We start from the raw sequence: 12,364 nt of genomic DNA, 5'->3' as shown, positions 1-12,364 counted from the left end.
AAGCAGCGGCGGCGAATGCGGCTCTTACTCACCAGGAATCGAGCCACTCGGCGGTTGTCGGCCGCGCTGCATTGGCTGCAAGCAAAGCCCCTCGCCCTCGCCCTCGCCCTCGCCCTCGCCCTCGCCCTCGCCCTCGCCCTCGCCCTCGCCCTCGCCCTCGCCCTGATCATGGGCCCACCAAAGCCAAAGCGAAAGCCGAGCCCAACCGAATCGCAAGCCGCAAGCCGCAAGCCGCAAGCCGCAAGGACACCCTCGATGACGACGGCGCATCCGCGCCGGAGTCCTTCGACCGTCCCTCGCCCCACCCGTCAACTGTCCATCGTGGACAGTGCGGCCTCCGGCCCCCCGAAATCCAGCCTAGCGACGGACAATGGGTGGTGTCACGGGTGAGGCCGTGCGAACGGGCCGTTCGCACGGGCTCATCGTGGGGTGGGTTTTAGTCGCGTTCGATGAGGTGGCCCACTACGTCGGGGCCGGGGTGGGCATGGCCTGAGCCGTCGCGGCGCATGTCGACTTCGGGGAGTTCGACGGAGGAGCCGGTATTCGTTGCTCCGGCGGGGCGGGGGCCGATCCAGGCGAGGACCAGCTGGGACTCGCCCTTGAGGAACCGCTGGGCGCGGACACCGCCAGTGGCGCGACCCTTGGCGGGGTACTCGGCGAAGGGGGTGACCTTGACGCTCATGCCGGTCGAGGTCACGACCATCGGCGAACCGTGCTCGTCATCGTCGGTGCGGATGGCCGCGAAGAACACCACGGTGGCATCGCCGCTGAGGTTGATGCCGGCCATGCCGCCGCCCTTCAGGCCCTGCGGCCGGACGAGGCTGGCGGAGTAGCGAAGCAGCGAAGCGTCCGAAGACACGAAAGCCAGGGTCTCCGAACCGTCGGTGAGCCAGGTCGCGCCGACGATCTCGTCGCCGTCCTTGAGGCTGATCACCTCGAACTCGTCCGACCGCACCGGCCATTCGGGTGCGACGACCTTCACGACACCCTGCCGGGTGCCTACCGCGAGTCCCGGTGAACCCGATCCCTGTTCACCCAGAGGTGCGATGCCGACGACCTTCTCGCCCTTTTCGAGCGGAACCAGTTCACGCACCGGCATGCCGCCGCCGAGGGACACCGTTCCCGACTGGATCGGCAACACGGGCAGCGGCAACACTTCCGTCTTGAACGCCCGCCCCCTGTTCGTCACGAGCAGCACCTGACCGCGGGCGGTCGAGTGAACCACCGCCGAGACGGCGTCGTGCCGGGCGCGACCGCTGCGGCGACGCCCTTCGGTCGACTCCTCGGACTCCGCGGCGGTGCGGGCCACCAAACCGGTGGCGGACAGGATGACCTGGCAGGGGTCGTCGGCGACCTCGAGCGGCCCGGCGGGCTTGGAGGCGGCGAGCACCTCCTTGAGGTCACCGTCGATCAGCGAGGTCCGGCGCTCCATCGTCAGGTCCTTGGCGACCTTGGACAGCTCGTTCGACACCACCCGCTTCAGGACCGACTCGTCCTCCAGGATCTTGGTCAGCTCGGCGATCTCGGACTCCAGCTTGTCCTGTTCGGACTCCAGCTCGATCCGGTCGTACTTGGTCAGCCGCCGCAGCGGGGTGTCCAAAATGTACTGCGCCTGGATCTCGGACAGCTTGAACTGCTTCATCAGGCCGTCCTTGGCGTCCTGCGCGTTCTCGCTGTTGCGGATCAGCCGGATCACCTTGTCGATGTTCAGCAAGGCCTTCAACAGACCTTCGACCAGGTGCAGCCGCTCGGCGCGTTTACGCCGCCGGAACTCGGTGCGCCGGGTGACCACCTCGTAGCGGTGCTGCAGGAAGACCTCCAGCAACGCCTTGAGCCCCAACGTCTGCGGCTGCCCGTTCACCAGCACCAGGTTGTTGATGCCGAACGACTGCTCCAGCGGCGTCAGCCGGTAGAGGTCCGCGAGCAGCGCCTGCGGGTTCACGCCGACCTTGCACTCGATGACCAGGCGGGTACCGTTCTCCCGGTCGGTGAGGTCCTTGACGTCCGCGATCCCGGTCAGCCGCTTGGACTTGTTCACCTCGTCGGTGATCTTCTCGATGATCCGCTCGGCGCCCACACCGTACGGCAGCTCGGTGACGGTGATCGCCTGCCGGCCGCGGCTGCCCTCCAGCGGACCGGTCTCCGCGCGGGCACGCATCCGCACCACACCACGGCCGGTCTCGTACGCCTTGCGAACCTCGTCCAGCCCCAGCAGCATCCCGCCGGTCGGCAGGTCCGGCCCTGGGATGAACTCCATCAGCTTGTCCAGCGTGGCGGTCGGGTGGTTGATCAGCCACCGCGCCGCCGCCACGACCTCACCCAGGTTGTGCGGGATCATGTTGGTGGCCATACCGACCGCAATACCCGAAGTCCCGTTCACCAACAGGTTCGGGAAAGCCGCGGGCAGCACCGACGGCTCCTGCAGCGACCCGTCGTAGTTCGACCGGAAGTCAACGGTCTCCTCACCGAGCTCGCCGACAAGAAGCATCGCCTCCTGCGACATCCGCGCCTCGGTGTACCGGGACGCAGCCGGGCCATCGTCGGGCGAACCGAAGTTGCCGTGCCCATCGATGAGCGGCGCGTTCAGCGAGAAGTCCTGCGCCATCCGCACCATGGCGTCATAAATCGCCATGTCACCGTGCGGGTGGTACTTACCCATGCAGTTGTGGACGACGAATCCCTCGACGGTGAAGGCGTGCTCGTCGGTGCCCACCTGGATGTCGTACGTCGTGTCCTTGGCGACCGGCTCGACGGAGACGACTTCCAGGAAGGAGAGCCCGGTCAGCGCGTCGAACCGCGCGGCGAGCGGAGAACCCATCCGGCGCAGCTCGTGCGGCCATCCGTCCAGCTCCGCGCGGGACAACGGGAACGACCGGTCGGCGAGCGCGGTCCCGTGCCGGTCCCGCCCGTACCGCACCGGCGAACCGCTCACCGTGGACAGTGACGAACGGAAGGAGTTGCCTTCGGTGTCGCGGTACCAGCCACCACCGAGGTGCGCCCCGGAGAACTCGGCCATGACAGCACGGCATGGCAACCGGTCGTTGCCCTGCTTTCCGCCGTATCCGTACTCGATCTCGGTCAGCCGGCGCAGGTCATCGCGCTTGTACCCGATCCGGCTCCACCGCAGCAGCGCGGTCGCCAGCGTCTTGGCGTCCTGACCGGTGATGGACAGACCCAGCAACCGCTTCTGGGCCCCCACTGCCGCACGGGTCCAGCGATGCCCGTGAATGCCCGCGTCCGCGAGCATCGAATAGACCTGGCGCACCAGCCGGTCGCTCGTGCTGACGAACACGATCTCACGGTTGTTCTTACGCACATATCCGTCGCCGTCGAAATACCCGGCCAGGAACGGCATCCAGGCCGACCGGTCGGCGAGAACGCTTGCCGGGACGGTCTTCTGGTCGCTCAACGGTGTCGCGGCGGCGAGCAGTCCGCCGTGCCGCGCGAAGGTGAGCACATGCTGGTCGCGGTACCGGGCCTGCCGGGCTTCGCGAACCGTGCGGTACACCGTGATGTCGTTGGCCTGGGCCCAGTCGTGGACGGTGTCGATGGGTTCCTGGTCGCACATGTGGATCCGCACCCGGCCGTCCTCCGGCCGCTTGCGGTCGACCGCGAACCCCTTCGCGATGACCAGGCCCAGCAGGTAGTCGTACGTGCTGCCGCCGGCCGGGTCCAGCATCTCGTGACGGCTGCGGCCATAACCGACCGTGAGCCGGCCGGTGAGATCGCGGGCGTCGGTCCAGGAGACCGTCAGATCGTCGGCGACCGTGCGGAACCGCTGTCCCGGCGTGACGAGCATCGTGTGCCCGTTGGACCAGGTCACGCGGACCAGCTCCGACTCCGGGTTCTCGTAGACCGCTGTCACCGGAACGGCTTTGCCCCGCCCATCGAGGACACGGTCGCCGATCTCGATCTGCTCGATCGGCCGCAATCCCGATGGTGTCGACACCAGCGCGCCACGCACGAAGCAGTCGCCCACGACGCGCGACGACTTCACGTAGGCGTGGGTCGGGCGGTAGCCCTGCTCGTACATCGAGTACAGAATGCGGCGGTGTACGGGTTTGAGGCCGTCGCGGGCGTCGGGGAGCGCGCGGGAGTGGATGACCGAGTAGGCGTACTCCAGGTAGGAGTCCTCGATCTCGGTCTTCACCGAGTTGTCGAACACGTTGGCACCCGCGCGGTCGAAGGCAGCGGGGTCAACCTTGGTCGTGGTGGTGCCTTTGCGGCGTGCCATTGCTCAGAACTCTCTCTGTTGCGTCTCTAGACGTCGATGGCTTCGCGGTCCACCCGGCTGGACGACTCGACCAGCCAGTTGCGGCGCGGTTCGACCTTCTCGCCCATCAGCAGTTCCAGGGCCTCTTCGGCGGCGTCCGCGTCGTCGAGGGTGATCCGGCGGACCGACCGCGTCGCGGGGTTCATCGTGGTCTCCCACAGCTCGTCCGCGTCCATCTCGCCAAGGCCCTTGAACCGCGGCACGGGGGTGACGACCTGCTTGCCCGCCTTCTCCAGCTGGGCGACGAGCGTCTCCATCTCCTGCTGGGTGTAGGTGAACCGGGTCTCCGAGTTGCGGCCCTTGGTGGTCACCTTGTGCAGCGGCGGCATGGCCGCGTACAGCCGGCCGTCCTCGATCACCGGCCGCATGTACTTGGCGAACAACGTGATCAGCAGCGTCCGGATATGCGAGCCGTCGACATCCGCGTCCGCCATCAGGATCACGCGGCCGTAGCGCATGGTCGTCAGGTCGAACGTGCGCCCGGTGCCCGCGCCGAGCACCTGCACGATCGACGCGATCTCCGCGTTGCGCAGGGTGTCGGCCAGCGAGGCCTTCTGCACGTTCAGGATCTTGCCGCGCAACGGAAGCAGCGCCTGGTACTCCGACACGCGGGCCATCCGGGCCGATCCGAGCGCGCTGTCGCCCTCGACCAGGAACAGCTCCGAGCGGGACACGCCGGTGGTGCGGCAGTCGACCAGCTTGGGCGGCATGGCCGCGCCCTCGAGCGCGGTCTTGCGGCGGGCGGCGTCCTTCTGCTGCTTCTGGGTCAGCCGGACGCGGGCCGCGTCGACGATCTTCTGCAGCACGACCTTGGCTTCCGCCTTGGTCTTGCGGTCCTCGGTCCACGCCTTGATGTGGCTGTCGACGATGCCCTGGATCACCTTCGTGATCCCGGCGGTGGACAGCTCGTCCTTGGTCTGCGAGGTGAACTGCGGCTCGGGGATGCGCACGTGGATGACCGCGGTCATGCCTTCCAGCACGTCGTCCAGCTGCGGCAGGTCCTCCTTGGGCTTGAGCAGCCCACGCGTCTTGGAAATGGCCTCCTGCAACGACTTCAGCGCCGCACGCTCGAAGCCCTTGCGGTGCGTGCCGCCGTGCACGTTGCGGATGGTGTTGGTGAAGCACTCCACGATCCGCTCGTAGCCGGTGCCCCAGCGCAGCGCCACCTCGACCTCGGCCTGACGCTCCACTTTGGACCGCATCACGCCGTTCTCGTCGGCCGCGTTCTCCTGGTAGGTACCGGTTCCGTTGATCAGGATCGTGCCGGAGACCGGTTTCTCGCTGTCCGGCGAGAGGAACTCGACCATGTCGGACAGCCCGTGCGGGTAGTGGAAGGTCTCCTCTTCGATGGCGTCCTCGGTCGCGCGCCGCAGCACGTACGTCACGCCGGGCACCAGGAAGGCGGTGTTGCGCAGCTTGGCGCGCACGGCCTCGACGTCCAGCGCGGCGCCGTTCTCGAAGTAGCGCGAGTCGTACCAGTACCGGATCGAGGTGCCGGTCGCCTCGCCGCGCTTCATCCGGCCGACCACCTGCAGGCCGGACTGCTTGACGTGCTTGGCTTTCGGGCCCGGCCCGTCGAACACCGCGGGCACGCCCTGGGCGAAGGACATCTGGTGGACCTTGCCCTCGCGCTTGACGGTCACGTCGAACCGGTGCGAGAGCGCGTTCACCGCGGACGCGCCCACCCCGTGCAGACCGCCGGAGGTCTTGTACCCGGAGCCGCCGAACTTGCCGCCCGCGTGCAGGCGGGTGAGCACCAGCTCGACACCCGACAGCCCGGACTTGGCGTGCACGCCGGTCGGGATGCCGCGGCCGTCGTCGTCCACCTGGACGCTGCCGTCCAAGTGCAGCGTCACCACGACGCGCGTGGCGAAGCCGGCGACGCCCTCATCGGTGGAGTTGTCGACGATCTCGGTGAAGAGGTGGATGATGCCCCGGCTGTCGGTGGACCCGATGTACATACCGGGTCGCTTGCGGACGGCCTCCAGCCCCTCCAGGTGCGTCAGGTCGTCGGCCCCGTAGATGGTGTCGGCTGTCACAGGGTCGCTCTCCCCAGATCGGTGCTCGGGTGTTGGGGTCGAATCAGCGACCCACGGTACTGGAAGCCTATCCGGCCCCTCCGACAAGTGTTCGAATGCTCAAACTTGAACTGGGCGTTTTGCCCGGATCAGGGCGGTCTTGATCCTGGTGGAAGCCCTATGTTCGGCGTGTCGTGTCACCGCCGTCACCCAACGCTACCCCAGCGCGATCATCACCGGGTTGAACAGCCGGGTCCGGTCACCGGGCAGTGGATCGCCCCAGACCATGACCTCTGTGGTCGAACCACGCTCCATGCCGTGCTCGGCGGCCCATTCGAGTACATCGGGGCGGCTGTGGTCCAGGTCCAGCCGGACCGTGCCAGGTGCGTCGCCGCCCAGCTCGGCGATCAACGTCAGCGCCATGTCCTGGTCGGCCGCGACCACCGGGCCGACCACCGTCGTGCCCGAGTTCGGCCAGGCCGCGGCGAAGCCTGCCGGACCGTCCGGGCCGTCGATCACCCGGAACTGGTCGGCGTACGACGGCAGGCTGTTGAGCAGCTCAGTGCGCGGCGCGCCGAAAACCTCCTTGTCCAGCCGCAGGATGCCGGACATGTCCGATGTGGACAGTGGGCGGGAGGTCTTCACCGCACGCCGCTCGAACCGCCCGTAGAACTGCGTGGAGTGGCTGATCGTGCGGAAGCCCAGGCGGGCGTACAGCGGCCGCCCGTAGTCGGTCGCGGTCAGCCAGACGCTCGCGGTCTTGGCCTCCTGCAGGGCATGTGTCATCAGCCGGGCGCCGAGGCCACGGCGTTCGTAGCGCTCGGCGACGACCATCATGCCGATCCCGGCGACCTCGGTGCCGAACCTGGTCAGCACCACCATCCCGGCCAGCCCGGCACCGTCCGGCGCGTCGACCCCGAAAACGTCCCCGACCTCGAAGAGGATGCGCCACTTGTGCTCCTCGGGGAGCCAGTCCCGGCTGACCGCCAGCTCGACACAACTGGGCAGCTCTGCGACGTCCAGGCGCCTGACCGGCGCGTCCAAGCTCACCTGCCGGACCGTATCGGCTCGCACTGACCTGCGACAACACGTTTCTGGCCGCGGTGTCACCCCGCGGTGATCAAGCGGAACCCGGCGTCCCACTCGTCCAGCGCCAGCAGGTCGCGGTGGCGCTCACGCCATCGTCCGGAGGAAATGTCCGCCGACAACCGGGCGAGCCCGCGGGAAACCGCCTCTGGAGGCGCCTGGGCCAACGCCGAGCAGGTGTGCCGGGCCTCTGGAGCCAGATAAGCCGCCGGGCGGCGCCAGTACGCGGGGAAAACGCCGTCTGTGAAGTCCCACGGCAACAGCAACGGTGTCACCGTGTGCGCGCCCAGCTCAGCGGCGATTTCGGTCGCGGACGGCCGGCTCAGCTCGAGGGCGGCGATCTCGGGTACGTACTCGCGTACGAACCAGTAGTCGGCGTGCAACTGGGTGTCATAGGCGAGCACGACCTGCCGGCGCGAGACTCGGCGCAACTCGGCAATTCCCTGCCGCCAATGACTCCAGTGATGGACTGTGAGCACGGCCAGTGCCGCGTCCACCGCGCCGGTCCGGATGGGCAACGATTCTGCCACTGCCCGCACGACCGGCGGCGCGTCCGGAGCACGCTGCCGGATCATCTCCGCGGCGGGTTCCACCGCGTACACCGCACGATCTTCCGGCTCGTACGACCCGGTTCCCGCGCCGACGTCCAGCACGGTCCTCGCGTCCCCCAGCGCGGTGACGATCGCGGCCATCCACCGTGGATCGGTCCGGCGGGCCGTCGAGTAGCCCACGCCGATCTCGTCGTACAGCTCGCTCACCCTGCCACGGTAGCGAAGATCACGACTGTCCATTGTGGACGGAGAACCGGGCGTGCGGGTCCACGATGGCGTGCAGCTTGACGATCCGGTCGTTCTCGATGGTCAGCGTGAGGATCGCGAACAGCTCGCGGCCCACGTACGCGAGCACGGTAGGCGCGTCGGACACCATGGTCGTGCCGTCGTAGTAGTGCATGAGCGCGCGCACCACTTGGTCGCGGCCGTGGGTCCGTTGCGCGGGGAACGGGGAGCCTTCGACGAACTCCGCCAATCCCCACACATCCGGGTGAAGTACGGCGGTGAGGGTGGCGAGATCTCCGGTCGAACACGCGGTGATGAAGCGCTCGGTGACCAGGCGGTGCTCCGCCGGAGCGACTTCGTGTACACGACCAGGTGTTTCGGCGATCTTCTGCCGGGCCCGGCGGGCCAGCTGGCGGCAGGTGGGCACCGGCCGGCCCAGCGTCTCCGCGATCGCCTCGAACGGCAGCTGGAACACGTCATGCAGGACGAAAGCGACCCGCTCGGCCGGACTGAGCCGCTCCAGGACGACGAACAACGCCGTCCGGACGCTGTCGGCGAGTGTGACCCGATCGGCCGGATCGGGTGCCGCGGGCTGCGGCAGGGTTTCGAGATCGTCCTGGGCCTGCTCGCGCCGGACACGCGCGGATTTGATGTGGTCCAGGCACAACCGGCCGGTGACCACGGTCAGCCAGCCGCGTTCGTCCTCGATCTCGCCCGGCTGGGTCCGGGCGAGCCGGGCGAACGCCTCCTGCACGACGTCCTCGGCCTCGCCGATGTCGCCGAGCATCCGGAAGGCGACGTCGACCAGGTAGGCGTGGCTTGTCCGCCACACGTCCGCGATTTCACTCACATGGATACGACGATTCACCCCATCGAAAAGTGACGCGGTCACTTTCCGGAGCCCTGTCTCGTCGTGTCTGCATGATGCTGATTACCGGAGCGACCGGAAACGTCGGACGGCCCCTTGTCGAGGCGCTGGTCCAGCAAGGCGCCGAAGTCCGGGCCATGACCCGCGACCTGGCGCCTGGCTTCCCGCCCGAGGTCCAGCTCAGCGGCGATCTCCACGGTGTCACCAGTGTGTTCCTCAACTCGCGACCGCTGGGCTCGTTGATGAGCCAGTTCGTCGCGCAGGCGGTCGCCGCTGGGGTGCGGCGGATCGTGGCGCTGTCCGCGATCAACGCCGACGACGAGGTGCAGCCGTCCAGGTTCCGCGGTGACCTCAACCGGGAAGCCGAACTGCTGGCGACGGAGAGCGGCGTGGAGTGGGTGTCGTTGCGGCCCACCATGTTCGCGTGCAACGCCCTGGGCATGTGGGCCGGTCAGATCCGCGACGGCGACGTCGTCCGCGGCCCCTACGCGGAGGCGACGTGGGCGCCGGTGGACGAACGCGATGTCGCCGCTGTCGCCGCGCATGCCCTGCTCACGGACGACCTGCTCGGCCGGAAGGTGGACCTCACCGGCCCGATGTCGCTCACCCAGGCCGAGTCGATCGCCATGATGGGCGCCACGCTCGGCCGGTCCTTGCGGTACAAGGAGGTTCCGGCGGAGGCGTTCGCCGAGGGCATGGTGTCGCGCGGTTTTCCGCGTGGGTTCGCCGACGCGCTGATGTCGTTGTACGCGAACTCCGTTGGCACGCCCGCGGTGGTCACCGACTCGATCCCGCGAATCCTGGGCCGCCCGGCCCGCTCGTTCGCCCAGTGGACCATCGACCACAAGGACGCGTTCCAGCGATGAAACTCACGATCTTCGCCGCGACCGGCGGCATCGGCCGGCACCTGCTCGACCAGGCGCTCGCCGCCGGGCACGACGTCACCGCCGTGGTCCGCAACCCCGCCAAGGTTTCCGCCGACGTCCACACCGTGACCGGTGACCTGGCAACAGCTTCCGTCGATGACCTGACGCCCGCGCTCGCCGGTGCGGACGCCGTCCTGTCCGGACTCGGTCCCCGATCGCGAGCCGATGCGGGGATCACCGCGCTGGGCACGCAGAAGATCATCCGGGCCATGAAAGCCGCGGATGTCAGGCGGATCGTCGTGGTCAGCGCGGCTCCGGTCGGCACGTTCCCCTCGCCAGGGCGGCCGCATCCGCCGAAACACGACCCCGGCGACGGGTTCTGGATGCGTCACCTGCTCAGTCCGATGATCAGCGTGATCCTCCGCAAGCACTACCAGGACCTGGCCATGATGGAGGACTCCCTGCGCGACAGCGGTCTGGAGTGGACGGTCGTGCGCCCGCCGCAGCTCGTCGACAGACCGCTGACCGGCGACTACCGGACCGCGTTCGACCAGAACCTGTTCGGTGGCACGAAAATCTCGCGAGCCGACGTCGCTCACCTGATGCTGGCCGCGCTCGACCGGCCCGGCACGATCGGCCGGGTACTCGGCGTGGCGTACTGAGCTACTTGGCCTGAGGCAGCTTCTTCGACCCTCGTTTGGGCGCTCGGGCGGACGGCGGCGGGACGACCGGCCCGATGTCCCCGTCCGGCGCCTCGTCGAGATCCAGGATCACCGGCGCGTGGTCACTGGGCCCGGTTCCCTTGCGCGCCTGGCGATCCACCCATGCGGCCTGAACCCGCCCGGCAACGGGTTCGCTGGCCAGCATCAGGTCGATGCGCATGCCGAGGTCCTGGTGGAACATCCCGGCCCGGTAGTCCCAGTAGGTGAAGATGCGCTTGTCAGGCCACTTCTCGCGGACCACGTCGTGCAGGCCGAGTGCTTGCAGCTCGGCCAGGGCGGCGCGTTCGGGGGCGGTGACGTGGGTCTGTCCGATGTAGGCGTCCGGGTCGAACACGTCCTGGTCCGCGGGCGCGATGTTCATGTCACCGCAGACGATCGCGTCCGCCGGACCGGTCCGCACGACCTCGCGCAACGCCGCCAGCCACGCCAGTTTGTACTGGTAGTGGTCGGAGTCCGGGACACGGCCGTTGGGCACGTACAACGAGTGCACACGGATCCCGCCGCAGGTCGCGGCCACCGCGCGGGCCTCCTGGTGCGGGAACCCGGGCGCGCCGGCCACGCCCACCACGACGTCGTCCAGCCCGACCTTGGACAGGATCGCGACGCCGTTCCACTGCACCTCACCGTGCAGCGCGACGGCGTAGTCCCGTTTGGCCAGCTCATCGCCGAGCAACGCGGTGAAGGCGTCGTCGGCGAGCTTGGTCTCCTGCAGGCACACGACATCGGGCTGCCGCTCGTCGAGCCATGGCAGGAAGCGGGGCACCCGTTGCTTGATGGAGTTGACGTTCCAGGTCGCTACTCGCACACCGGACACGGTAGTCCCGATCAGAACCAGCGGCCGACCCATGCCGAGACCGGCTGGTACACCTCGATCAGCTCGGCGCCGGCCTTGGTGAGCCGGTAGCCGTCACGGTGCTCGACGATCCCGGCTTCGCGCAGTTCGGCCAGCCGGGCGGCGAGCACGCTCGGCGAGATCTCGTCGCACCGTCCTCGCAGCTCGCGGAACGTCGCCGGGTCCTCGCGCAGCTCCCAGATGATCCGCAGCTGCCAGCGTTTGCCGAGCAGCTCGAACAGCCGCGCCACCTTGCGGCCGTGAGCGCGCGCGTCCATCGCCCACCTCCTTGCGCTACGAAAATCGTAGCAGTAGCGTCTGCTACGGAATCCGAAGCAGAGGGAGGCTCATCATGGCCCGTATCACCCCGCTGGCACCGCCTTACGACGCCGCGACCGAGGAGCGTCTGCGCAAGTGGATGCCGCCCGGGGTAGGCGATATCGAGCCACTGGCGCTGTTCCGGTTGCTGGAGATCCATCCGGAACTGGCGTCCCGGATGCGCCCGCTCGGCGCCGGTTTGCTGGGCCACCCACAACTGCCTGTGCGTCATCGTGAGCTGCTCATCGCGCGCACGACCGCCCGCTGCCGCGCCGGTTACGAGTGGGGCGTGCACATCACCGCGTTCGCCCGGCCGCACGTCCAGCTGACCGAGGCGCAGATCCGTTCCACCGCAACGGGTTCACCGGAGGACCCGGTGTGGGACGAACTCGACAGCGCGGTACTGCAGCTTGCCGACGAACTGCACGACACCTGCAGTATCAGCGACAAAACCCTGGCAGTGCTACGGAACCACTGGGGCGACGACGTGATTCTGGAGGCGGTGATCTGCTGTGGCTGGTACCGGCTGCTGTCCGGCGTGATCAATGCCGCTCAGCTGGACCCGGAACCGTGGGCCGAGGCCTTTCCGGACTGAGTGTTCCAGT

The 12,364-nt window shown here is 68.3% G+C and carries 10 protein-coding genes; 3 read left to right on the top strand and 7 right to left on the bottom strand.

Going from position 1 to position 12,364, the window contains the following annotated elements; genetic code table 11:
* Positions 1-436: 436 nt before the first annotated feature.
* The 5 genes from AB0J95_RS37720 to sigI all read right to left on the bottom strand — a co-directional run bounded on the left by AB0J95_RS37720 (position 437) and on the right by sigI (position 9,003).
* Positions 437-4,234, bottom strand: coding sequence for a DNA topoisomerase (ATP-hydrolyzing) (locus tag AB0J95_RS37720; RefSeq protein WP_364769241.1), 3,798 nt, complete (start codon positions 4,232-4,234; stop codon positions 437-439).
* Positions 4,235-4,260: 26 nt separating this feature from the next.
* Positions 4,261-6,312 (bottom strand): DNA topoisomerase IV subunit B, encoded by a 2,052-nt coding sequence (locus AB0J95_RS37715; protein ID WP_364769239.1) that lies wholly within the window; start codon positions 6,310-6,312, stop codon positions 4,261-4,263.
* Between the two features lie 195 nt (positions 6,313-6,507).
* The gene (locus AB0J95_RS37710; RefSeq protein ID WP_364769237.1) at positions 6,508-7,341 is read right to left on the bottom strand and encodes a GNAT family N-acetyltransferase; all 834 of its coding nucleotides are present in this window, start codon (positions 7,339-7,341) and stop codon (positions 6,508-6,510) included.
* A 56-nt stretch (positions 7,342-7,397) separates the two neighbouring features.
* A complete protein-coding gene (locus tag AB0J95_RS37705; RefSeq protein ID WP_364769235.1) occupies positions 7,398-8,135 on the bottom strand; it encodes a class I SAM-dependent methyltransferase in 738 nt (245 codons plus the stop codon).
* A gap of 19 nt (positions 8,136-8,154) precedes the next feature.
* The gene (sigI, locus tag AB0J95_RS37700; RefSeq protein WP_364769233.1) at positions 8,155-9,003 is read right to left on the bottom strand and encodes an RNA polymerase sigma factor SigI; all 849 of its coding nucleotides are present in this window, start codon (positions 9,001-9,003) and stop codon (positions 8,155-8,157) included.
* A gap of 71 nt (positions 9,004-9,074) precedes the next feature.
* On the opposite strand from sigI, the gene AB0J95_RS37695 reads away from it, so the two are divergent.
* Positions 9,075-9,887: an NAD(P)H-binding protein gene (locus AB0J95_RS37695; RefSeq protein ID WP_364769231.1), complete on the top strand. Its 813-nt coding sequence runs from the start codon at positions 9,075-9,077 to the stop codon at positions 9,885-9,887.
* Entirely contained in the window at positions 9,884-10,549 is a 666-nt protein-coding gene (locus tag AB0J95_RS37690; protein ID WP_364769229.1) for an NAD(P)-binding oxidoreductase, read from the top strand. Before AB0J95_RS37695 ends, AB0J95_RS37690 begins: the two co-directional genes overlap by 4 nt.
* Before the next feature lies 1 nt (position 10,550).
* Here AB0J95_RS37690 and AB0J95_RS37685 read toward each other — a convergent pair whose 3' ends face one another.
* Positions 10,551-11,423 carry an exodeoxyribonuclease III gene (locus tag AB0J95_RS37685; protein ID WP_364769313.1) on the bottom strand — a complete coding sequence of 291 codons (873 nt, stop codon included), beginning with the start codon at positions 11,421-11,423 and terminating at the stop codon, positions 10,551-10,553.
* 11 nt (positions 11,424-11,434) lie between these two features.
* Complete coding sequence (locus tag AB0J95_RS37680; protein WP_364769227.1) at positions 11,435-11,719, bottom strand: helix-turn-helix domain-containing protein; 285 nt, start codon at positions 11,717-11,719, stop codon at positions 11,435-11,437.
* Between the two features lie 74 nt (positions 11,720-11,793).
* On the opposite strand from AB0J95_RS37680, the gene AB0J95_RS37675 reads away from it, so the two are divergent.
* A complete protein-coding gene (locus tag AB0J95_RS37675) occupies positions 11,794-12,354 on the top strand; it encodes a carboxymuconolactone decarboxylase family protein (RefSeq protein ID WP_364769225.1) in 561 nt (186 codons plus the stop codon).
* Positions 12,355-12,364: the final 10 nt, after the last annotated feature.

It is taken from the genome of Actinocrispum sp. NPDC049592 (genome assembly GCF_040675465.1).
Taxonomy (GTDB): domain Bacteria; phylum Actinomycetota; class Actinomycetes; order Mycobacteriales; family Pseudonocardiaceae; genus Kibdelosporangium.
The sequence above is the reverse complement of the archived record's forward strand: the minus strand, read 5'-3'. Positions and strand labels throughout refer to the sequence as shown.